Below are 22,983 nucleotides of genomic sequence, written 5' to 3'. Positions count from 1 at the left end.
CCCCGGGGCGCCCCCGGGGGTGTTCCTTCCCCGGCGCCCCGGCCCTTACCCGGGGGCCCCCGGGCGGGGGGGGGGGGCCCCGCCCCCCCCCCGCCCCCCCGGCCCCTCTCCCCCTCTCCCCTCCCCCGCGCCGCCTGACGGAAGGGCCTCATGGCTTCCCGAGCAGTCGCCGGCTACCAGTGGCAGGGCGTGGCGATGCTGCGCGCCACCACCAGCCCCGGACCGGCAGACATCCCCCGTACCCTCAACCTGGACAACGTGGCCGTCACCCGCGGATGGCTGAACCGCATCTGGCAGCGCGAGGACTTCCGCAGCGCGCTGGAGCTGGCCACCCCCGCCCTGTCCGACGCCATCGAGGCCGTCGTCCGGGGCCGGCAGGCCGAGCCCCGTCACGTCCGCCGCACCGCGCTGTCGACGGCCTCCTACCTCCTGCGGTGGCAGCACCGCCCGACCCCGCTCGGGCTGTTCGCCGGCACCGCCCCGGTGTCTGTCGGGCCCCGGGCGAGCGTGCGGTGGCGCGACAAGCACCGCGCGGTGATCCGGCCGGACGCCGAATGGGTCACCGACATGGTCCTGCGGCTCCAGCGCACCCCCGCGTTGCTGAAGCGGTTACCGCTCGTCGCCAACAACGCCGCTCACACGCGCGGCGACCGGTTCGTGGCGCCCGGCCCGCCCTCCGACGGCCACGCCGTCCTCCTGGCCCCCGTCGAGATATCCGTCCGCAACGCCCGGCCGGTGGCCGCCGCCATGGACGCGGCCCGCGCCCCCATCTCCTACGGCGACCTCCACGGCCACCTGCGCGACAGCTTCCCGCAGGCCACACCAGAAAAGATCGACGCTCTCCTCCTGGGCCTGGTCGAGCAGCAGTTCCTCATCACCAGCCTGTGGGCGCCCATGACCACCGTGGACGCCTTCCAGCACCTGTGCCGCGAACTGGGCCGGCACCAGGCGGACAGCGTCCCCGAGGTACGGGACCTGGTCCACGCTCTGTACGCGTTGCGCGACGACGTGTCCTCCCACCAGCCGACACTCTCCGACACCAGCGTGAGCGCCCTCGCCGCGCGGATGCGCGCCCTCACCCCCGTCACCCCGACACCGCTGCTCATTGACACCGCCCTCGACTGCGAGACCCAGCTCCCGCAGGCCGTGATCGCGGAAGTGCAAGCAGCCGTGTCGGCCCTGTACCGGACCACCCCGCAGCCCTACGGATACCAGCACTGGCGCGACTACCACCACCGGTTCCGGGCCCGGTACGGCGTCGGCGCCCTGGTGCCGGTGATGGACCTGGTCTCCGACAGCGGCCTGGGCCTGCCCGCCGGATACATCGGCTCCGAACGCGGCGCCGCCCCGAAACTGCGCACCGACCGGGACGAACTGCTGCTCGCCCTGATGCAGCAAGTCCTCCTGGACGGCCGCGATGAACTCCGGCTGACGGACGACACGGTCGACGCCTTGGAGAAGGCCGCCGGAAGCGACGAGCGGCTGTTCGTGCCCCGAGTGGAGGCCGCCTTCGAAGTCCACTCCCCCAGCACCACAGCTCTGTCCCGCGGCTCCTTCGACGTGCTGCTCACCGCGGTACCTCGACCCGGCAGCAGCATGGCCGGCCGGTTCGCCCACGTCCTGCCACCCGAGGAACAGGACGCGCTCGCCGCCACGTACCACGGGGCGCCGGACGTCCTCACCGCCCAACTCGTGTTCCCGCCGCGCCGACACCGCAACGAGAACGTCACCCGTACACCGCGGCTGCTGCCGCACGTCATCGAGCTGTCCGGCCACCGGGAGCCGGACGAGACGACGATCCAGCTCACCGACATCGCCGTCACCGCGGACCCGCGCAGCTTCCACCTCGTGCAGCTCTCCACCGGCCGGCGCATCGACGTACGGGTCCTGCACGCCTTGGAAGGCGGCACCCAGACACCGCCGCTCGCCCGCTTCCTCGCCGAGGTGGCCAACGGGCGGTACGCCGCCTACAAGCCGTTCGACTTCGGCGCCGGCTCCCGGTTCCCGTACCTGCCGCGGGTGCGCTACCGCCGCACCATCCTCGCCCAGGCCCGGTGGTTGCTCATGGCCGACGACCTGCCCGGCCGCAAAGCCCCGACGCAGGAGTGGGAGCACGCTTTCGACACCTGGCGAAACCGCCTGCGGGTGCCCATGGAGGCCGCCATGATCGAGTACGACCAACGCCTCCCCCTCGACCTGTCCCACCCGGTCCACCGCCGGGTACTGCGCGCACACCTGGACAGCACCCGGCGCTTGGAACTGCGCGAGGTCCCGGACGGCGACTCCCACGGCTGGATCGGGCGAGCACACGAAATCTGGCTCTCCCTGGGCCGGTCCCAGCCGGACACCACCGATGTGCCCGCGCTCCGCCCGGCCACTTCGGCGACCCCCGAGCGACACCTCCCGGGCGCCGGCAACGTGCTCCTCGCGCAGCTCCACGCCCACCCGCGCCGCTACGACGAGATCCTCAGCCGTCACCTGCCCAGCCTTCTCTCCACGTTCGGCGAGCAGCCGCCGGCCTGGTGGTTCACCCGGCACCGGGAGATGGCTCGTCCGGACGCCGACCAACACCTCGACCTCACGCTGCACCTGCCGCCAGACGCGTACGGGACCGCCGCCCAGCACATCCGTACCTGGGCGGACAGCCTGCACCGGCTCGGTCTGGCGTCCGGGCTCGTCCTGGCTCCCTACCAGCCGCAGACCGGGCGCTTCGGCGGCGCGGCGGCCATGGCCGCCGCGCACCAGGTGTTCGCAGCAGACTCCGCCGCCGCCCTCGCGCAGATCCAGCTCACCGAGCACAGCGACACATTCGCCCCGCAGGCCCTCGCCGCAGCCAGCGCCCTGCACCTCGTCACCCCCCTGGCGCCGAACACCACCGCGGCCGAGAAGTGGTTGGTGCGCAACCTTCCCCAGAGCAAGGGGCGACTGGACCGGACCGCACGCAGCCAGGTGCTCGAACTCGCCGCACCGGACGGTGCCTCCGCGCTTGCCGCGCTTCCCGGCGGCTCTCTGGTCGCCGAAGCGTGGCGGGCTCGCGCCGCCGCCGTGGACACCTACCGGCGCACCTTTACCGGCCAGCGTGATCCGCTCGACGTCGCCCGCTCGCTACTGCACCAGCACCACGTTCGGGCCCTGGGCGTCGACCCGCGCACCGAGGAGACCACGATCCGGCTCGTACGAACCGTGGCCCTTCAGCACCGGATGGCGGCCCGATGACCGCGCCGACCGCCACCCCCTCGGCATTCCTGGAGCAGTACACCGTCCAACTCGCAGAACCGGCTTCTCTGCCCTCCGACGAGCCCTGGGCGGTGCAGTCCCTCGCCGACGGCGCCGCCGGAGTCAGCCTGCTGCACATCGAGATGGTCAGCCGTCACGGCGGCTCCTGGCGCTCCGCCCACCGGTGGATCACCGCCGCAGCCACCGGACACATCAGCGCGGCCGACACCACCGGCCTATTCCTCGGCGCCCCCGCCATCGGCTTCATCCTCACCACCGTTCCGCCGCCCTTCCAACACCTGTACAACCCGGCGCGCAGAACGCTCCACCAGCACATCACCGCTCTCGCCCACCGCCGCGTCGATGCCGCGCTCACCCGCATCCGCAACGGCGACCTGCCCACCTTCGCCGAGTACGACCTCTTCTATGGCCTCACCGGCATCGGTGCCTACCTATTGCGCGCAGACCCCGAGGGGATCGCCCTGGAACGCGTCCTGCGATACCTCGTCGCCCTGACCCGCCCGCTCGCCCCTGACGGTCGTGGGCTGCCCGGCTGGTGGGTCCGCCACGACCCGGCACGCGGCGACTCCCCCCACTTCCCGGGCGGCCACGCCAACTTCGGTGCCGCCCACGGAATCACCGGCCCGCTCCTCCTCCTGGCCCAGGCCCTGCGTCGCGGCATCACCGTCGACGGCCACCGGGAGGCCATGTGGGCCATCTGCGAACACCTTGACGTCTGGTGCCAGCTCAGTCCCTCCGGTCCCTGGTGGCCCGAGCACATCTCGCGCCGTGACTTCAGCCGCGGACGCCCTCACCACGACGCCCCCGCCCGGCCGAGCTGGTGCTACGGGACGACGGGCATCGCACGGGCCGGGCAACTCGCCGGGCTCGCCCTGCGCACCCCCGACGTCCAAGCGTTCTACGAGGACGCCCTGTACCGCGCCCTGACCGACCCCGAACAGCTCGCGCACGTCACCGACTCGGGTCTGTGCCACGGCTGGGCAGGCATCTACCAGACCGCCACCCGCGCTGCCGCCGACGCCCTCGACCCCCGCCTTCAGACCCTCCCGAAGCGCCTCGGCGACACCCTCGCAGCGCACGCCCAGCCCGGCCTTCCCGAGCCCGGCCTGATCAGCGGCGACGCCGGCACCGCGCTCGCCCTCACCACCTACGCCTCGCAGCAGGCCCCGATCACCGGATGGGACGCATGTCTCTTGATCAACTGATCTTGACGGAGCCGAGCCCGATCCAGCGCGCGGTCGCCGCCGCCCTCACCGGCCTGCCGATCCCCGACGTCGCAGCCCAGTACGGGATGGAACCAACGATCCTGTCCGACGCCGTGGCGGTCTACGACCAGGCGGGCCGGGAGGCCCTGGCCCGCCACGCCGCCACCACCGATTGGTGGCAGGCCTACCTCCACTTCACCGACTGGGCGGACGCCGACACCACCTTCACCGCGCACGTGCTCCCCGTGCTCCGGGAAGCAGAGGCGGCGGGGGCCATCGCCGGCTGGTGGTACACCCGCAAGCACCCGTGCTGGCGCCTGCGCCTTCGTCTACAGCCCGAGCCCGAAACCAAACTGCCCCTTGGCGACAGCTTCGACCGTCTCGTCTCCGACGGGCACCTGCAAAGGTGGTGGCCCGGGATCTACGAGCCGGAAACCGCAGCGTTCGGGGGCCCGGCCAGCATGACGGCCGCGCACGCCCTGTTCGTCACCGATAGCCGAGAGGCGCCGCAACTGAGGCAGCGCGGGGACCTAACCGTGGGACCGCGAGAGCTGTCCGTTCTACTCTGCACAATCATGATGCGCGCCGCTGGCCTGGAGTGGTACGAGCAGGGGGACGTCTGGCACCACGTCATCACGGAAGAGCACCGATCGGCCGTCAGCGACGTCCCAGCAGACCGGCTTGGCGCCCGCGCCCAGGAGATCCGGCCCCTGCTCTTCGCCGACAGCGATGCCCTGCTGCGCCCTGGCGGCCTGCTGGAGCCCGTCGCCGAGTGGGCCGCCGCCTTCCGCACCACGGGGCAGCAACTCCGCCGTGCCGTTCAGACCGGGACGCTGGACCGCGGGTTGAGGCAGGTGCTCAGCTACCACGTGATCTTCCACTGGAACCGACTCGGCCTATCCATCCGGACACAGAGCATCCTTGCCTGGGCGGCTAGAACGGCGATCCTGCACCACGACAGCCGCGCGTAATTCTTTTGTGGGTGGCGTGTAGAAGACGGACTGCAACGCATCCGCACCGTCGCCGTGCGAGGCCACGGGTGAACGCGGTGAAACAACAGGCCTGTGGCAGGGCACTGGTGCCATTCTGTGATGGCGGACGTATTGAACCGCACGAGCTGCCGCCGGAGGAACGCAGGTGCCCCAGATCGACACCCGACTTATACAGACCGCGGTCATGGGCGGTAAGGACGGCGATCGCCCCGTCATCCTCCCCGAGGAAGCGCACAACCTCGACGAGTTCCGCCGTCAGTACGGCCAGACGAACTTCTGGTGCGGCACGCTCCTGGGCGGCTGCGGCGAGAAGCTGATGACCAAGAGGTACGAGACCAAGGTCTGCCACTTCGCCCACCACCCGGACCGCTACGGCACCAGCGCCGAGTGCCACAGGACCTCCGAGGGTGCCGACGGTGCCGACCACCTGTTCATCAAGCAGCACGTGAAGGACTGGCTCACCGGACAGGGCCACGCCGCCGAAGCATCTCTCCGCACCCTCGGGACGGGACCTGGCGACGCCGTCGACTTCTGGCTGCGGGCCACGGAGCAACACCTGCGCTTCGAGCTCCGGCCCGAGGACTACCGGAGCTGGCGCAAGGCCGCTGAGAGCCTGGGTGCCCGCGAAGGACATGTGGAGTGGGTCTTCGGACCGGAGAACACGATCACCCACGACATGGTCGCGCGCCAGGGATACGCGCTGCGGGTCCGATGTGAGACAAATGGCACCGACCGGCGGGTTCTCATCGGAACCATCACCGCGGACCGGCCGGTCGTGTGGGACCCTCTCGCCACGTGCCGGATGACCAGGGACGGCATTGTGACCCCGGCCCTGGAAAATCTGCGTTCCGCCGGAAAGATACGCGTTGGCGGTATGCGCAACGCCCCGCTCCCCACGAGTCTCCCCATGACCGGAGCTCAAATCGTTTTCGCTGTCGACGGCGAGGCAGCGGCACCGACGGATTCACCGTTCGAGGAGAAGGGCCGCCGTCTCTACGTCGGTTACTTGAAGCCCACCGCCAAACGGATCATCCGGGGGCTGCTCTCGCTCCCCACCGACACGCCGCCGCCCTCCGACGACTTCGTCTACCAGCTCTCCGGTGCCGTGCGCCTCCTGCTCACCGACCCCATCGGAACCGCGCAGGCTTACTGGGCGGTCCGGGCCGACGTAGTAACGCAGCTGAACGGCCTGGACGCGGAGCGCACCGGATTGTGGCGCCCGAGCGTCGCGCTCGACGCGCCGGTCTCTGCGCCCGCCCCCGCGCAGCGGCAAGCCAGCGAGAGGAGGCCCCCTGCCGTCCCCGCACCACAAGTAAGAGGTGTACGCAGTCGGCAGGCGACGGCTCTCCGTAAGGGGTTAGTCATGGTCGCACGCAGGGGCGGTACGACCACGTGGCAACAACTCGCCCAACAGATCGACCCTGGGCTGCGTCATCTCTCTGACAACTCACTGCGCAATCTGCTCGTGGAAGCAGATCACCCGGTGAGCGAGAACGCGGTGCCCTTGAGCGTACTGGTCCTGGCACCCGGGGGGCAGAAGAAGTTGCCTTACCTGAGTGCGGTTCTACGGGACCTCGGTATTGATGCCCCTGTGTCTGAAGCCGAGCTTCAGCGATGGAGTACGGAAGCGATCCGCCGAATCCACACCCTCTACGAGCAACGCAACACCTCGCCCCTGAACGCGGAATCTCCCCCCATCTCCCCCATGATCACGCGTCCGCCGAATGAAGCCAATCTGGAAGACGCGAACCAGAAGATGCGGCTCCTGCGCGAGAAAATCGAGGAGGTGCGCCAAATCGCAGCTTGTGGGGAAGGAGATCGGGCCGCACGCCTCACCACTTCCCTCAAAGTGGGGGCGACCCATCTCCATGACTACACCGAAGCCTGCAAGGACGCCCACGCACTCCGTCGATGGCGCGAGACCAGCAGGCAGTTGCTGCGCAATCTTGAAGACTTGGTCGGCCAAGTCCCAGAGTTTCAGGCTTCAGCCGTTCATCCCCCTACTCCCGCACCGCCTGCCGCCCCTCACCCACCGGAGCGGCCCGAGTCTCCTCCGATCGAACATTTCGAGGCAGCGCACAGCACGGATCAGGCAGCATCACTCCTGCCGCGAATGAGCGAATCCTTCATCGCAGCCAAGGCGTCCGGGGACGTCACCTCTGTACGCCGCTTTGAGCGGGAGGCGATCGCTCTCGCCGGCAGCAAGGCGTCCGCGCAGACGAAACTGCGGGCACGAGTCCTGAGCGACGAGATGCGCACCTGGATCAAGGCACGGGAGTCCGAGGAAGCGCTCGAATCCATGCGCACAGTCTTCGAGACCTTGCCCTCCCCCGGCGATCCCAGAGAAGCGGCGCGGCTCCGGAGCGCCCTGGAGCATGTCAACGCCCTTCGCCGGCTGTCTTCCGAAGCGCTGACACAGGACCTCTCAGACAGCTTTAGCGATCTTGAACATCGTTTGCACGCTGCGCAGACGGCTGCGGAGCAATCGGCCCGACCTGCCTCTGCGGGGGCAAAAGCAGAGAGGTTGAAGAACTGCGGCAGCGATCAGGCTGCGGCACTCGCCGATTTCATCTGGCTGGTCAGCGAGATCGAGGCAGCGCGGGAGGCAGACGACCTCGAGTCGGTCGAAGCCGCGCGCAGACTCGCTGGCCCGCTGTACGCACGCCAACTCGCTCCGGAGGACCGGGAGCGGTTCACCCCGTTCATGCGAGACGTCAAAGCTTGGTGCGGCGCGCACCGGTCACGCCCCGAAACCGTTCCCGTACTGAAGATGATCAGACAGTTGTTCACGAAACTGGACATGACCCGTAGCACGGCGACGGTGTCGGACATCGGGCTCGTACTCGACACGGTGCGAGAACTGCTGCACAAGATGAACGCACCCCTACCCTCAGCGGATGAAAAGCGCCTCGTGGGTTGGGAAGCGCGTCTGCGGCAGCGATCGCTCAGAGAGCGAACTGCGGCCCGTCGTGAAGCCGCGCCAGACAGTACGGTCAGACGGCGTCCCGGCGCCACCACTGAAACCGCCGCCAGTCAGGCCTCATCGCGGCCAGAACGGTTGTCTCTCACGGCGGTCGAGCGGCTGGCCGCTCCGGCCCGCGAGGTCCTGATGGACGCCGCTCGCACGGGGGGTGCGGTTCTGACCTGGGGGGACCTGCGAGCGCGGCTGAAGGAGCCGCTGCCCCATCTGCACCCGGACGACCAGGGTGAACTCCTTGTCGCCGTCGACCGGAACACCCCGCAGGACGAGCCGCTGCTGACCACGCTGATGGCGAGTGCGGACATCTCGCAGCACTGGCTGTACCCGCACGTCCGGTTCAGCCTCGACCGCCCTCGGGTTCCCGAGGAGGAGCTGGCGGCGCACTGGGCACGGGAGGTCCTGAAGCTCCGGCAGATCTGGCGGCATCGGTAGACCGGGGGTGTTCCCCTCTCAGTCACAGGAACGGACTTGGCTCCATGCCGCATGTCGTCCTGAGCCCAGTTCGTTCCGGCGGCCATGGACGGACCGGGCGCGGACTGGCCATGCAGATCAATACAGAGCGACCTGTACCCCGACGTCCGCGACAGCCTCGCCGCCCTGCGCGCGGACGGGCCGTGGCTGGGCATCGCCGGGAACCAGACCGTGCGCTCGGGGAAGATCCTGCGCGGACTCTTCGCCCGAACGTCGACCTGATCGGCACCTCTGACGGCTGGAGGGCCTCCAAACCCGACCCCACCTTCTTCCCCGCCGGGTGGCCGCCGCTGTGCCGGCCGAGCCCGACAAGATCCTCTACTTCGGCGACTGCGTCGACAACGACCTGCGCCCCGGCGCCGCGGCGGGAATGCACACCGCGCTGATCCGGCGCGGCCCCTGGGCCGTTATCCAGCGGCACACCCAGGAGGCCGAACAACTGTCCACCTTCCGGGTGAAGAACCTCCTGGAGCTATCCCCACTGATCAAGCGGTTCAACGAGCGAGCGCGCTGATGGTCGCCGACCAGTCGTAGGGCCGGTAGTTGGTCTCACTACCGCGCTCGCACGCAACTTCGGGGCTGGGATCCGAGTCCGGCGTGCTCTGCCATTTCAGCGAGTACATCGTCGGTGCACAGGTGGAACGGCCCACCGGTCTCGTCCGTGGCCGAGCGGCCGGCGGCGATCCAAGGCACGAAAAACGGCTGAGTTCGCCAGGGTCCAGGCGCAACGATACTGGACGGGACTTTGCTCGACGCCTGGGCAAAGCATGTGAACGGCATCGAACTAGAAATATGAGACCCCCGCTTACCACAAAGGCACGGTACGCCCAAACCGTGACTCGTCAGGGACTCTTGCAGTCGGTCGATTCGACAGGCAGGAGCGCACCATGGACGAGAGCAAGACCCGCATGCCCGAAATGGCATTCCTCACGTTGCACAAGGCAGCGGTCTATCTCGGCATCTCTCCCAACACCCTTTACGTATGGCGTCATCGCCGACAGGGGCCGCCCAGCTTCCAGATGGGCCGACGCGTGATGTACAGGATCTCCGCGCTTGACGAGTGGGTGGACCGGCAAGAAAGGGCGGACTCTCGATCGAATCCTGCTTTGAATCCACTGAACCGCAAGCCGCTGCGTCGCACATCGTGACGTCCACAGCAGCACAGAGCATCGACACCAACCCGACATCAATTCCAACTGCCACAGCGGGATATGACCTGTCGCGAAGAAGCGTTCCCAACACCGTCAAGCACTCGGAACGCATCATTCGCACAGGCAGGAGGCCCCCATGGCGGGCTACATCGAGGATCGTTGGCTCAAGAAGAGGCCGGACAAGACGACCGGCAAGCGCGAGCGTACTTCCATCTGGGGGAAGGGGAAGCGGTACCGCGTCAAGGGCATTCCTGGTATCCAGGACAGGTCCTTCGACACGAGCGAAGACGCCAAGCGCTGGCTCGCTGAGGCCCAGACGGACTCCAGCAGGGGCGACTTCGTCGACCCGCGGAATGGGGCCATCTTGCTCGCCGATTACATCGCCGACCACTGGTGGCCCAGTCGAACGGATGAGCCGTCAACTGCGGGTACCATGCGGAGCCGGATCTGGAACCATCTGATTCCCCTGCTCGGCTCGTATCCTCTGCGCGAGATCGACGCCTCGGCCCTCCGCCGGTTCAAGGCCGACTTGCTCTCTCGAGTCGAGGAGTCTTCCGCCGAGATCATATGGATACACCTCACCACCATCCTGAATGCCGCGGTTGATGACAAGCGCCTACTGAAGAGCCCCGTCGCTGTCCACCGATCGATCAAACGGCCCAAGCCGGTCGCCACGAAGGCGAAGGCGTGGTCTCGAACCACAGTCGACGCGGTGCGGGACGGACTACAGGAGCGGTACCGGATCGCCGTGGACCTCGGGCTCGCACTCGGAGTTCGTCAAGGCGAGGCACTCGGCCTCGCAGAAGAGGACTTCGACTTTGGGGCGGATGTGGTCCACATACGGCGCCAGCTCCGCTGGGACGCGAAAGGAAGGCCCTACTTCTGCCTACCCAAGGGCCGCAAGACCCGTGATGTTCCCCTGCCGCCGAACCTTGCCCGCCGCGTTCGGCTCCACTTCCAGCACTTTCCTCCGGTCGAGTGCACCCTGCCGTGGCGGAACCCTGAGAAGCCGATGACCGAGCTGGAGGAGCGCCAACGCAAGCCGATCACCGTGCGGCTTGCGCTGAGCACCTCCCACGGGCTTCGGATCAACCCCGGAACCTGGAACGAGCGCAGCTGGAAGCCCGCGCTCGTAGCCGCAGGGATACTCCGTCAGGTCGGCACGAAAACGGAGAGTTACGGTGCGCGCGTTCGCCACCACCCCATCTACGAGCGCTCGCGGCCTGACATGTTCCACGTCCTGCGCCACACCTTCGCGAGCGTGCAGTTGGAGGCCGGCGAGTCCATCGTGAGCGTGGCGACCTGGCTGGGGCATTCCTCCCCGAAGGTCACGCTCGACTACTACGCTCACTTCATGCCGGGCGCAGGCAAGCGCGGGCTGGCGGCGATGGATACATGGCTCGTGTGATGCAGGATCGAAAGTCCCCGAGAAGTCCCTGGCGCTGGTAAAGCCGCCGCACAACCAACGAAACCGCAGGTCACAGGGCTACACGCAGCGCCGACCAGTTGTACGCGGAGTACAAGGAGACGGCTCGGGGCGGGCTGGCGGTGAACATCATCGAGTGCTGATGATGTAGGCTCTGACCAGCGCTTTTGTATCTTTCAGCGCTGTCAGGTCCTTCCCTGCTTACGCGGCGGAAAGTCCCCGAAAAGTCCCCAGGATGTCCCAGACGCAGGTTGCTCACGGGGGTTGGGCACGAGCCGACCGAGGACCGACCCGGCACTCTTGAACCGATCCAGGCTCCTGCCTGTGCCTCCCGAGGCGTGGCATGGGAGGCATCCTACCGGGCGGCCTGAAGGTCCGCCGCCGCTTCGCCGTCGCCGCCCGCCAGCTGTGCGCCGAGGGCGACCCGGCCGCGCACGCCGTGGAGTGAGTCACGCTCTACCCATGGCCGGCAACGAGGAAAACGCGGCGGGCGGCGGTGTCGTCACCATCCTGCCAACAGCATCGCTCGACCTGCTCCATCGTCAACGCATCAGCACACAGTCACATCAACGACAGCGATCAAGACCCGTCACGCCAGATGCGGTTGCAGTACTAGGGCGTGTTCTGGGTTGAGATCTTGATTTTCGGTTTTCTGCCCCGTGTCACCTTCCGTGCTGGTAGAAGGCTGGTGTGACGCGGTCTGAAGTGACGGATGACGAGTGGGCGTTGATCGAGCCGTTCCTGCCGATAGGCGAGTTCGGCCCGTAGCCGAAGCGGCTGCGGGAGCAGTTCGAAGGGGTGGTGTGGCGGTTCCGCACCGGCAGCCCGTGGCGGGACATGCCCGACGATCACGGCGCCTGGACGACGGTCTACCACCGGTTCCTGCAGTGGCGTGACCTGGGCGTCTTCGAAGCCCTGATGGACGGCGTGATCTCCGAGGCCGCCGCGCGCGGACAGGTCGACCTCAGCCTGGTCAGCGTGGACTCCACTGTGGCCCGGGCCCACCACGACGCCGCCGGCATGGTCGTGGACGCCGAGGTCCTCACCGCGCTGGAGAAGGCGGCCGAGGAGGAAAAGGGGGCACGCGCAAGGGAGGAAAAGGGCATACGGGGGCGGGCGCCGAACCCGTCAGCCCGGAACGTGAAGAGCGTCGGCGAGTGCGCCGGCGACGACGGGCCCGGCTGAAAGCGGCCCTGCTGGGCCGGTCGCGTGGCGGGCTGACCGGAAAGGTTCACCTCTCCGCCGACCGGCGCTGCCGTCCGCTGTCCTTTGTCCTCACCCCGGGACAGTCCGCCGACAGCCCCCAGTTCACCGCCGTCCTGGCCGGCATCAAGGTCCGCGGCCCGGTCGGCCGCCCCCGCACCCGCCCGGACGCCGTCGCCGGCGACAAAGCATATTCTTCCCGCGCCAACCGCGCCCACCTGCGTAAACGCAACATCAAGGCCGTCATCCCGGAGAAAAAGGACCAGGCCGCGAACCGCAAGAAGAAGGGACGCCGGGGCGGACGGCCCGTCAGCCGCGACGCCGATCTTTACAAGGAACGCAACAGCGTGGAGCGTTGCATCAACAAGATCAAGGACTGGCGCGGCCTCGCCACCCGCTTCGACAAGACCTCCGCCAGCTACCTCGCAGGGCTCCACCTACGTGGCTCCCTCATCTGGATCCGCAGCCTCCGCCCCACCGGCTGATCTCAACCCGGAACAGGCTACTGCAACCGCATCTGGCGTGACGGGTCTTGATCGCTGTCGTTGATGTGACTGTGTGCTGATGCGTTGACGATGGAGCAGGTCGAGTCGTGGTCCGAGGGGATAGCCGGGTTCCATGCCCGCTTCGCCCGTCATTTCGGCAGGTCGGAGCCCCGGGAGCGGGTTCTGGACTATCTGACCGGCCTGCTCGCCCCGTTGGAGAAGAAGAATGCCTGGACCATGGCCGAGCAGGTCGGCCAGCTCCGGCCGGACGGCGTCCAGCGCCTGCTGAACCACTCCGAATGGGACGAGAACGCCGTCCTGATCGGGGATGACACCGGCTTCCTGAAGAAGGGCACCAAGTCCGCCGGCGTCCAGCGGCAATACAGCGGAACCGCCGGACGCACGGAGAACTGCCAGATCGGCACCTTCCTGGCCTATGCCTCCCCCAAGGGCCGGGCCTTGATCGACCGCGAGCTCTACATCCCGGCCTCCTGGACCGAGGACCGGGACCGCTGCCGCGCCGCCGGGATCGGTGACGAGAGCGCCTTCGCGACCAAGAACGAACACTTCCGCTGGATGCTGCAGCGCGCCATCGATGCCGGCATCCCGTTCGCGTGGGTCACCGCGGACGAGGCGTACGGGCAGGTCAAGCACACACGGATCTGGCTGGAGGAACGCGGCGTCGCCTACGTCCTGGCCACCAAGGTCAACGACACCGTGATCAGCGCCCAGGGCGGGGAGTCCCGTGTCGACGCCCTCGTCGCGTTGCAGCCCCACCAGCGGTGGAAGCGCCTGTCGGGCGGTGCCGGCGCCCACGGCGAGCGGATCTACGACTGGGCCCGCGTCCCGATCCGGTACGCCTGGGAGAACGGCTTCGGGCACTGGGTCCTGGCCCGACGCTCCGTCGATAACCCGAGCGAGATCGCCTACTACGTCTGCTTCGGACCGGTCACCTCGCGCCTGAAAGACCTGGTCAGGGTGGCTGCCGCACGGTGGGCGGTCGAGGAGTGCTTCCAGAGCGCGAAGGGCGAGTGCGGCCTGGACCACTACCAGGTCCGCCTCTACCGGGCCTGGTATCGCCACATCACCCTGGCCATGGCCGCGCACGCCTACCTGACCGCAGTCCGCGCCGCAGAAGCCATAAAAGGGGCACCGGAGACGACGAGCAAGACCTCATACCCCTCAGCGTCCCGGAGATCCGCCGGTTGATGGGCCACGCCCTCGTCACGCGCCACTGCCACAGCAACGACCACCGTCTGCACTGGTCACGCTACCGACGACGAAGCCAAGCCCGAGCCCGCAGATCCCACTACAAACGCCGAGGCCACAACCTCCAGATGCAGTTGCAGTACTAACGCCGGGCGGACGGCTTCCGCCCGGCCGGCACCGGGCTGCTCACCCGCGGCCCGCGGGCCCTTCTCGTCCCACCCGGCTGAGCAGCGCCACCGGCCGTTCGGCGAACAGGTCGACCGCCGCGACCGTGGCCCCGGTGAACTTCCGGCCCGCTGCCAGCAGATCGGTCCACGGCCCGTCGTCCGGCAGCGTCAGCTCCGTCCCGCGCCAGCCGCCCGACTCCGCCAGCCGCAACGACAGCCTGGTCACCGCCGTGACCACCTCGCCCGAACGGCAGAAGGCCAGACAGTGCGCGGCCGCCGGACCCTGCGCGCTCAGCGGGGTGTACGTTCCCGACTCGCCGAACAGCTCCGGCCGTTCGCGCCGCAGCCGCAACGCGACCGCCGTGAGCGCGCCCTTCTCGCCGGACGGCCCGCCCTCGGGCGGGTGGCGGAACGGCCGCCGGTTGTCCGGGTCGACCAGCGCCACGTACTCCCGTTCCGTGCCCTGATACAGGTCCGGCACACCCGGCATCGTCAGCTGCACCAGCGCCGCGCCGAGCACATTGGCCCGTACGTACGGGTCGAGCGTGCCCGCGAACCGCTCCAGCGCCTCCCGCACCGGACCGTCGCCCGCGGCCGGCCCCGCCGCCACGAAGTCCGTCACCGCCCGCTCGTACGCCGGATCCGGCTCCGTCCAACTGGTGAAGAGCCCGGCCTCACGGACCGCCTTCAGCAGTGCGGGCTCCAGCCGCCCCGCCATCTCGCGGGCCGGCAGCTTCGCGCAGCCGTACGCCGTCTGCCAGGCCTGCCAGGCCAGTTGTGCGTCGGGCGCGGCCGCGGGAGTCACCCGGCCCAGTTCCACCAGCAGCCAGGACCACTGCTCCGGGCACTCCGTCAGCACCGCGAGCCGGGCCCGTACATCGGCGCTCCGCTTGGTGTCGTGGGTGGTCAGCGCCGTGCCCGTGGTCGGCCAGTCGCGCGCCAGCCGGGCGCAGAACGCGTGGAACTCCTCCGGCGTCACCGCCGGATGCCCGGGATCGCCGCCCACCTCGTTCGCCGAGATCAGCGGCACGTACCGGTAGAACGCCGTGTCCTCGACCGACTTCGCGCGGAGCGCCGAAGCGGTCTGGGCGAACCGGGCGCAGAAGGCGGCCCGGTCGGGCCCCTCGCCCAGCCGCCCCAGCGCCAGCTCCCGCACCACATCGACGGCCGACGCCTCCTCGGGAACGGAGAACGCCGCCTTCGCGTCCGTCACGACCCCGTCCGGGAGCGTCGCCCGGGCCGTCTCCGTGCAGGGGCCGCCGGCCGTCACGTAGGGGCGGTAGACGGGTACGCGTACGAGCAGTTCGTGCACGGCGGTGTGCAGCGCCCACGGGGCGTGGTCCCGCAGCGCGGGGTCCTCGGCGCAGAGGCGTACGGCGAGCCGGGTCAGCAGCGCGGTTTCGGCGGCCAGTTCATGGGTCACCACCCGGTACGCGGCCCGCCGCACGGTCGCCGGCCAGTGACCGCCGCGGTCCCCGGCCGGTCCCGAGTACTCCCGGTAGCGGCCGATCAGCTCCGCCGCGCCCATCGGATCGACGAAGAGGCCGTCGATCCGGTGCAGCGCGTCGTACCCGGTCGTCCCGGCGACCGCCCAGTCCGGGGGCAGCGGTTCGGCACCCGTGAGGATCTTCTCCACCACCGTCCACCGCCCGCCGGTCGCCGCCGAGAGCCGCTCCAGGTAGGCCGCGGGATCGGCGAGCCCGTCGGGGTGGTCGATGCGCAGACCGTCGACGACCCCGTCCCGGACCAGTTCGAGGATCTTGCCGTGGGTGGCGGCGAAGACCTCGGGATCCTCCACCCGCACTCCGATGAGGTCGGAGATGGTGAAGAACCGACGGTAGTTCAGCGACAAGTCGATCGGTCCGGTGCGGGTCACGGTCGCGGCGGCCGCCGACCGCGGTGATGCTGTGCTCCGCGATCTCTACACCGCGATGGGCAGCCGCATCCACCAGCAGAAGAACGAGGACTTCGACGAAGTGATCGCCGAATCCCTCGCGGAGCTCGGTCTGCCCGCCGCGCTGGGTGCCGCCGCGCACTGTGAGACGTACGACGAGGCACTGCGGCGCAGCCACGACGCCGGCAAGGATCCGGCGGCGGACGCCTACGTCGGTACGCCCACGATCCATGTCGACGGCTCGGTCTGGTTCGGGCCGGTCCTGCGGGCCGTACCGCGTGGCGAGGAGGCGGCGCGGGTCTTCGACAGCTTCCGGGTACTTGCCGCGAATCCGGACCTCTTCGAACTCAAGCGGACCCGCACGGGCAGCCTCGACTTCGGCTGACTGCGACCTTCTGTACCGGGCACGTATAGCCATTGATCCGATGATTCCTATGAAAGTGAGGGCGCAGGGCGGGAATCCTGCAACAAGCGTTGACCGATCCACGTCAATCCTCCTACCTTTCTCGTGCCTGACGAGACTGATCCCAAGGAGGAAAGATGCTCGTACCCCGACGAGCCGCGCTTGTCGCGGCTCTCTCCGCGGTCCTGGCGCTCGGCGTTCCCGGCAGCTTGACCGCGGCCGGAGCCGACTCGGCCGACGCGCACTTGGCAGATGTGTATGTGTCCCCCACGGGTGACGACCACGCGCAGGGCATCGCCCGACACCCCGTCAAGACCCTTCAGCGCGCACGTGATCTGGCGCGCGCGAGGGCCGCGCATGCAGACGGCGACCTCACCGTCCACCTCGCCTCCGGTACGTACCGGACGGAGAAGCCGCTCGTCCTCGACGCCCGGGACTCCGGCCGCGACGGCCACAGGATCATCTGGCAGGGGACCGGATCCACGGTCATCAGTGGCGGCCGCAAGGTCGAAGGCTGGAAGCCGGTCCATGGGCGTCCCGGGCTCTACTCGGCCCCTGCGCCCCAAGGTCTCACCGAAACCCGGCAGTTGTACGTCGACGGAGTGCGCGCCCAGCGCGCGCGCGGCGAAGTGCCCGTCGGGCTGACGGTCACACCCACCGGGTACACCACAACCGCGGACACCCTCGCGCACTGGCGCCATCCGTCCGACGCCGAATTCGTCTACTCGAGCGGCGAGGAGCTCTGGAACGTCGAACGCAACGGCCTCGGCCAGTGGACCGAACCGCGCTGCCGGATCGCCGAGGCCGAGGGCACCACCCTCACCATGGTCCAGCCGTGCTGGGACAACTCCAACAAGCGTGTGGAGTTTCCCGACATTCCGGGCCGCACCGTCTCCATGGTCGGCCCCGGCCATCTCACCAACGGCGGCAAGGCTTCGTACATCGAGAACGCCTATGAGCTCCTGGACCAGCCGGGCGAGTGGTACCTCGACCGCTCGGCCCGCACCGTCTACTACCTGCCACGCAAGGGCGAGGACCTGCGCCGTGCGGACGTCGAGGCGGCCTCGGCCGAGAAACTCCTCGACGGCCGTGGCACCGCCGCGGCGCCCGTCCACGATGTCGTCTTCCGCGGGCTGCAGTTCAGCTATGCGACCTGGCTGACCCCGTCGCGGCCCGAGGGCTTCTCCGAGATCCAGGCCGGCTACACCATTACCGGACCCACCGGCTGGGCCACTCAAGGATTGTGCGGGTTCGTCGAAGGCGGCACCTGCCCGTTCGCCTCCTGGACCAAGATGCCGGGCAATGTCTCCTTCACGTACGGCAAGCGCATCGAATTCAGCGACAGCGTGTTCACGCATCTGGGCGCAGCCGGACTCGAACTCGGGGCCGGTACGGCCGACACCCGGGTCAGTGGCAGCATCTTCACCGACATCTCGGGCAACGGTCTGGAGATCGGCGGTGTGGACGGTCAAACTGCCGCCAGTGGCGTGGAAGTGACGAACAATCATCTCTATGGACTGCCCCGTGAGTATCACGGAGCGGTCGGCATCCTCAACGGCTACACCCAGCACAACACCATCGCGCACAACCAGCTCGACCATCTCGGTTACAGCGCGATATCCATGGGCTGGGGAGGCTGGCCCGACAAGATCGGCTCACCGGCGACGCCCAACCCCAGCCATGACAACGTCGTGAGCGACAACCTCATCTTCGACTACATGCAGATGTTCGACGATGGTGGTGGCATCTACACCCAGGGCATGACCGGCACATCGCTCGCCGACGGTGAGAAGGTCACCGGCAATGTCATCCACGACCAGTGGGGCCTGGGCAAGAGCGTCTACACCGACAACGGCTGCACCTACGAGACCGTCGAGGGCAATGTGCTGTACGGAGCCTCGTACGCCAATGTCGCCAGTCGCCACACCGACTACCGCGACGCGCTCGGCAACAACGACCCGACGCTCATCAAGGACAACTGGTGGGAGGAGGGCACGAGCGACGGCGACAACAAGGGGCTGATGACCACCGGCAACCGCATCATGACCTCCCTCGCCGACGTGCCCGCCGCGATTGTCGACAACGCCGGGGTGGAGCCCGCGTACCGGGGGATTCTCACGCGCAGGACCGGGGCGCTCTCCGTACCCGAGGCGCCGTCACGGGTCGGTACCAGCACGGCGGGGGCCGGCGCCCTGTACGCCACCTTCAACCCCAGCTTCGTAGAGGGTGGTTCAGCGGTTCTCAGTTACACCGCGCATACCCTGCGCCTGGATGGGACGGAGGTGGCTGCGTCGACCGCATCGGCCGCCGACTACAAGCGGCTGGCCTACATCCGGATCGGCGGACTCCCCGAGGACGGCGGACCTTTCACCGTCATCGTCACCGCCGCCAACGCGCAGGGCGCGAGTGCCCCGTCCCTCGCCTCCGCTCCGCTCCTGCCTACGGCGGCCACGGTGCCGGCCGACGCCCCCACCGGGCCGAAGTTGCGCACCGCGGCCCACGCCGCGACCGTGGCGTGGACCCCGCCCGTGAAGATGGGTGACGCCAAGGTGATCGGCTACCGGCTGACGCTCTCCGACGGCCGGACCATCGAGGTCACCGGGCGGGACGCCCTGGTCGGCCAGCCCTCGGGCAAGGGCATGTTCCGGGTGATCGGCGGGCTGACCCCCAGTACCGGCTACACCGTCACGGTTGCCGCTGTCACCGCAGCGGGGGCCGGTCCGGCAGCCACGGTCACGGCGACGACCAAGGCCGGTTAGACGGACTCCGAGTGGGCGCCGGGCATCCCGCGGCGCCCACTTCGGGCCGGTCAGGCGGTGAGTGCCGCCAGGCGCGGCAGGCACGTCCTGGGCGTAATAGTCAAGACCTCTGGTGTGATACTTCCTCACCGGTCCTGGCCAGGCCAAACTGCCACAAGATCAATGTAGTTGGCGAAGCGAGGGCCAGGAACCGCGTCTTGGATCGACTCACCGTTCAGCCAGCATATTTGGAAGGTGTCGCACTCGGTGTCGAGTAGACAGCACACTCCGCCGCTGGCGGCGGTGAGGCCGGTGAACACGGCTCTGATGCTTGCGGATCGCTCGAACAGCCGGCTCATCCCCGACGTGGCTGCGGTGAACTCCAGCGACGCGAAGCGAGGGTGTGGCACGGGCGCGAACCGCACCGTGAGGTAGACGTACCCAATCGCAACTCGCCCGGACTCGTCGGGTTCGGAGTCACGGTCCCCGCAGAACTGACGCACCGCGTCGTCGACGCCGAACATGATTGAGGTGTCGAGTTCAAGCCTGTCACTTGTGGAGCAATCCAGCGGCTCGCTTTTGAAGTTGGAAGTGAACGGGACGTCGATCCGGGCACCACCGGGCATGGTGACCGTAAGCGGCGTCACTCGGCGGGCCGGCGGCGCCAGCTTGGTGAGCTCGATCAGCGCCCTGGCGACGTTATGCGCAGGCACAAAGATCTTGTAGCTGTAGTCAAGCCCCATACACTCCACCCCTTGTCCTCGAACTGGATCTTTCCATGACATGCCCGTACCTGTTCGGCACCTGGGCATTGTCCGGCAGGTATGCAGGCTCCGGCGAACAATTTTCCTGCCCGTCGCTCAGTTGAGTTGTTCATGCTGCGTTGCCTTCGGGGCGTTCGACGAGGTGTCCGCGTTCAAAGCGGGCTCCGGAGCGGACGAGGGCGACGAGGTGGGGTGCGTTCACGGCCCGCCACGCCGGCGTCAGGCCCGGATCGCGGGGAAGCAGAACCACCAGAGCCGTCGACACGCACCCTTCAACGTCCTCGCTACAGTCGATCGGCCTCGTACTGGGCAAGACGACGGCGCAGCGCGAGGTTTTCGCCCTGGGCGACCTCCAGGGCCTTTCGAAGCAGAGTGACCTCCTGGTCGTGGGCTTGTTGTTGCTGAGCAAGGCGGGCGCTCAACGCCCGTACGGTGGCTGACGTCGATGAAGACCCAGTTTCGGGGGCAGGTGCGCCGGGGACTCGGGCCGTTCTTCGTGCGGTGCTGTTCGATCAGGGTGCGGAGTTCTGGATGCTTGTAGAGGAAGTCGGTGCTCACCGCTGCTTTGCGGGCGACTGCGGTGAAACTGACGGGCCGGGCGACCCGCCCGCCCAGGCGGAACACTTGCGCGGAGCCCTCGTCGAGGCCGGTGAGATCGATCTCGCACCGACGAAGGGAGCAGGCTGACCCGTCGCCGGGAACCAGCCACGGCTCAGCGCGGACGGCCGCGCGACCACCCTTTCAGCTGGGCCCGGAGACGTGCCGAGCGCAGCTGCTCACCTCACCGCGGCCCGCGCGAGGCCGGTGTCACGCGCCGCCGTGCTGACCGTAGCGTCATGACGGTGGCTCAGCTGACCGCCCTCTGGTGCCGCGGTGGGACGCCAGCTGCTTGCCGCGGGCGCCTACGGCCGGCTCGACCGCGTGGCGCGGCGTGGGCACGCGGACTGCGGCGGGGGCACGGCTGACGCCCTCGGAACCTCAAGACAGCGGACGCTGTGTGGCGTACTGCAGGGGTCACCGAGCAGGAGCACGAGGCAGCGACAGGGGTTGCACCCACCTGTTGCGCGACCCACAGGCACTCCGCGCCGCCCCGCCGTCGCCCGGCGGCCGGAGCCGGGACGGACGTCGGCGGCACTCCGGTGCTGTCCTTCGGGTGGAACGCTGGGCCCATGACTGTTGGGCACGGAGCAGGCAGCTCACTGCTGTGTTCCGGCGGCGTTCGGGTCATCGAGACCGCTGCTACTCGCGTAGATCCATCCGCTGTGGGGGTAGCACCTCGCCCACAGAGCCGGCCGTGTCAGGGAGGACATACGCGTCTTCACCGAACACCCAGTAGACAAGGTTCATCAGCGCCCTCGAGTTGTACGCGGCGCTTCAGACCTGCCCCGCCCGCGTAGTCGCGGTAGTTCCTGACAAGCAGCTTGTAGATGAGGTCCTTGTGGCGATCGGCTGCGGGGGCGCCCGCGATGAGGGCAGTGGTGGCGGCCGCCACGAGGTCCGCGAGCTGCAGGTGTGAGAGGAGGGCCGGGCGACCCGGCCCTCCTACTCGATTTTCGCGCCGACCCTGCTGCGAGGGCAACCGCGCCCGCAGCCGGGCACTCGACCAGGCTACGGTTGAGCGGCCGGCCCCGCCCCACTCAACCGTTCACACGGCCGCCAGCACATCGAACACGAGGACTAAGGTGGAGTTGGCCGGGAGATTCTTCTGGGCCTGCGCGCCGTAGCCGAGGCCGGGCGGGACAACCACCAGCAGCCTGCTGCCCACGCGGGTGCCCACCAGTGTCTTGTCCCATCCTTCGATGACATTGCCGCGGCCGATGACAACGGACATCGGTGTGCGCTTTGCCCACGACGAGGCGAATAGCTTCGCCTCGTCGTCCCCCCGGTTGCTGTCCCACGCCGCAGCCGAGTACTGAACGACTACGGTCCGGCCAGCCGTGATCCGGGCCCCGCGGCCATCGACCAGCGCCGTCGTGCTCACTCGCTTCGGCGGTGTGGTGTCGGGCACCGAGATCAGGTGCTCCGGCCCGCTCAGCCGAACCCGGGGCAGGCCGTCCGCCGCGGCGTCGGCGCTCCCGCTGACCATCGACTTAGCACCGATGACCTTGGCGATGTCGACGACGAACACGACGGTGTCCGTCCCCGACACCTTCAGCGCGGTATTGCCGGACGGGCCGTAGGCGGCCGACGGGGGCGCGACGACCAGCACGCGGCTGCCGGCCGGCTTGCCCGCGACAGCCCGCTCCAGCGCCGGGATCACCGCCCCGTGGCCGACGGAGAAGACCTTGGGGGTGCCCTCCGTGTAGGTGCTCGGCAGCTCTCGGCCCTGCCATGTACGGGCCGTGTAGTCGGCCACCACCACGTCGCCGCTGCGGGCGCCGGGCCCGTTGCCCCGGCTGAGGTCCGTGACGACGAACTTGCCGGAAGGCTTGGCCTTGGGGACTTTGATGGCCGCCGGACGACCGAAGGCCCCGGATACCTCCGGCAGCACGGCGTCCTCGGTCACAGCGGCCGGCACCGCTGCACGGGATACGGAGACTTCGGGGGCGGGGAGGGGCCGGTTCTGGTCCACCGCCCCGTTGCCGTCCGGGTCATGGCTGGTGCAGCCCGTGAGCAGGAGTACGGCGGCGATAAGGAGTAGCGACGGTCGGCGCATGT

At 68.7% G+C, this 22,983-nt stretch carries 12 protein-coding genes and 4 pseudogenes; 12 read left to right on the top strand and 4 right to left on the bottom strand.

Features of this window, described 5'->3' with window-relative positions; genetic code table 11:
- The first annotated feature begins 150 nt into the window (after positions 1-150).
- From ACFVV1_RS36095 to ACFVV1_RS36050, 10 genes and pseudogenes are all read left to right on the top strand, one after another.
- On the top strand, positions 151-3,216 hold the full coding sequence (locus ACFVV1_RS36095; RefSeq protein WP_389998448.1) for a lantibiotic dehydratase: 3,066 nt from the start codon (positions 151-153) through the stop codon (positions 3,214-3,216).
- On the top strand, positions 3,213-4,442 hold the full coding sequence (locus tag ACFVV1_RS36090; RefSeq protein WP_389998445.1) for a lanthionine synthetase C family protein: 1,230 nt from the start codon (positions 3,213-3,215) through the stop codon (positions 4,440-4,442). The genes ACFVV1_RS36095 and ACFVV1_RS36090 overlap by 4 nt, the downstream gene beginning before the upstream one ends.
- Entirely contained in the window at positions 4,415-5,413 is a 999-nt protein-coding gene (locus ACFVV1_RS36085) for a thiopeptide-type bacteriocin biosynthesis protein (protein WP_389998443.1), read from the top strand. The genes ACFVV1_RS36090 and ACFVV1_RS36085 overlap by 28 nt, the downstream gene beginning before the upstream one ends.
- Positions 5,414-5,579: 166 nt before the next feature.
- Complete coding sequence (locus ACFVV1_RS36080) at positions 5,580-8,846, top strand: hypothetical protein (protein WP_389998440.1); 3,267 nt, start codon at positions 5,580-5,582, stop codon at positions 8,844-8,846.
- A gap of 123 nt (positions 8,847-8,969) precedes the next feature.
- Positions 8,970-9,399: pseudogene (locus ACFVV1_RS36075) on the top strand (HAD family hydrolase); the annotation flags it as partial.
- Positions 9,400-9,772: 373 nt separating this feature from the next.
- Positions 9,773-10,033 (top strand): helix-turn-helix transcriptional regulator, encoded by a 261-nt coding sequence (locus tag ACFVV1_RS36070; RefSeq protein ID WP_389998437.1) that lies wholly within the window; start codon positions 9,773-9,775, stop codon positions 10,031-10,033.
- 139 nt (positions 10,034-10,172) lie between these two features.
- The gene (locus tag ACFVV1_RS36065; protein ID WP_389998435.1) at positions 10,173-11,444 is read left to right on the top strand and encodes a tyrosine-type recombinase/integrase; all 1,272 of its coding nucleotides are present in this window, start codon (positions 10,173-10,175) and stop codon (positions 11,442-11,444) included.
- A gap of 299 nt (positions 11,445-11,743) precedes the next feature.
- A pseudogene (locus tag ACFVV1_RS36060) lies at positions 11,744-12,019 on the top strand (L-serine ammonia-lyase); the annotation flags it as partial.
- Positions 12,020-12,152: 133 nt separating this feature from the next.
- A pseudogene (locus ACFVV1_RS36055) lies at positions 12,153-13,150 on the top strand (IS5 family transposase).
- Positions 13,151-13,240: 90 nt separating this feature from the next.
- Entirely contained in the window at positions 13,241-14,359 is a 1,119-nt protein-coding gene (locus ACFVV1_RS36050; protein ID WP_389998540.1) for an IS701 family transposase, read from the top strand.
- A gap of 186 nt (positions 14,360-14,545) precedes the next feature.
- Here the strand turns inward: ACFVV1_RS36050 and treY are convergent, their stop codons facing one another.
- Positions 14,546-16,402 (bottom strand): malto-oligosyltrehalose synthase, encoded by a 1,857-nt coding sequence (gene treY / locus ACFVV1_RS36045; protein WP_389998432.1) that lies wholly within the window; start codon positions 16,400-16,402, stop codon positions 14,546-14,548.
- On the opposite strand from treY, the pseudogene ACFVV1_RS36040 reads away from it, so the two are divergent.
- A pseudogene (locus ACFVV1_RS36040) lies at positions 16,374-16,805 on the top strand (disulfide bond formation protein DsbA); the annotation flags it as partial. The gene treY and the pseudogene ACFVV1_RS36040 sit on opposite strands and share 29 nt — an antisense overlap.
- A 155-nt stretch (positions 16,806-16,960) precedes the next feature.
- Positions 16,961-19,582, top strand: a complete 2,622-nt coding sequence (locus tag ACFVV1_RS36035; protein WP_389998429.1) for a right-handed parallel beta-helix repeat-containing protein — start codon at positions 16,961-16,963, stop codon at positions 19,580-19,582.
- A gap of 125 nt (positions 19,583-19,707) precedes the next feature.
- Here the strand turns inward: ACFVV1_RS36035 and ACFVV1_RS36030 are convergent, their stop codons facing one another.
- The 3 genes from ACFVV1_RS36030 to ACFVV1_RS36020 form a co-directional block, all read right to left on the bottom strand.
- The gene (locus tag ACFVV1_RS36030; RefSeq protein WP_389998426.1) at positions 19,708-20,304 is read right to left on the bottom strand and encodes a hypothetical protein; all 597 of its coding nucleotides are present in this window, start codon (positions 20,302-20,304) and stop codon (positions 19,708-19,710) included.
- Between the two features lie 305 nt (positions 20,305-20,609).
- On the bottom strand, positions 20,610-20,747 hold the full coding sequence (locus ACFVV1_RS36025; RefSeq protein ID WP_389998423.1) for a hypothetical protein: 138 nt from the start codon (positions 20,745-20,747) through the stop codon (positions 20,610-20,612).
- A gap of 1,223 nt (positions 20,748-21,970) precedes the next feature.
- Positions 21,971-22,981 (bottom strand): FKBP-type peptidyl-prolyl cis-trans isomerase, encoded by a 1,011-nt coding sequence (locus ACFVV1_RS36020; protein WP_389998420.1) that lies wholly within the window; start codon positions 22,979-22,981, stop codon positions 21,971-21,973.
- Between the last annotated feature and the right edge of the window lie 2 nt (positions 22,982-22,983).

The organism is Streptomyces sp. NPDC058092, from assembly GCF_042884935.1.
In the GTDB taxonomy this organism is placed as follows: Bacteria; Actinomycetota; Actinomycetes; order Streptomycetales; family Streptomycetaceae; genus Streptomyces.
Note: the sequence above shows the minus strand (reverse complement) of the source record. Positions and strands in the feature narration are given on the sequence as shown.

What these genes read in the sequence shown, in the direction of transcription:
- ACFVV1_RS36030 (WP_389998426.1), bottom strand. Translation starts at nt 20,304, where the DNA reads ATGGGGCTTGACTACAGCTACAAGATCTTTGTGCCTGCGCATAACGTC.
- ACFVV1_RS36020 (WP_389998420.1), bottom strand. Translation starts at nt 22,981, where the DNA reads ATGCGCCGACCGTCGCTACTCCTTATCGCCGCCGTACTCCTGCTCACG.
- ACFVV1_RS36095 (WP_389998448.1), top strand. Translation starts at nt 151, where the DNA reads ATGGCTTCCCGAGCAGTCGCCGGCTACCAGTGGCAGGGCGTGGCGATG.
- ACFVV1_RS36035 (WP_389998429.1), top strand. Translation starts at nt 16,961, where the DNA reads ATGCTCGTACCCCGACGAGCCGCGCTTGTCGCGGCTCTCTCCGCGGTC.
- ACFVV1_RS36085 (WP_389998443.1), top strand. Translation starts at nt 4,415, where the DNA reads ATGGGACGCATGTCTCTTGATCAACTGATCTTGACGGAGCCGAGCCCG.
- ACFVV1_RS36090 (WP_389998445.1), top strand. Translation starts at nt 3,213, where the DNA reads ATGACCGCGCCGACCGCCACCCCCTCGGCATTCCTGGAGCAGTACACC.
- ACFVV1_RS36065 (WP_389998435.1), top strand. Translation starts at nt 10,173, where the DNA reads ATGGCGGGCTACATCGAGGATCGTTGGCTCAAGAAGAGGCCGGACAAG.
- ACFVV1_RS36070 (WP_389998437.1), top strand. Translation starts at nt 9,773, where the DNA reads ATGGACGAGAGCAAGACCCGCATGCCCGAAATGGCATTCCTCACGTTG.
- ACFVV1_RS36050 (WP_389998540.1), top strand. Translation starts at nt 13,241, where the DNA reads ATGGAGCAGGTCGAGTCGTGGTCCGAGGGGATAGCCGGGTTCCATGCC.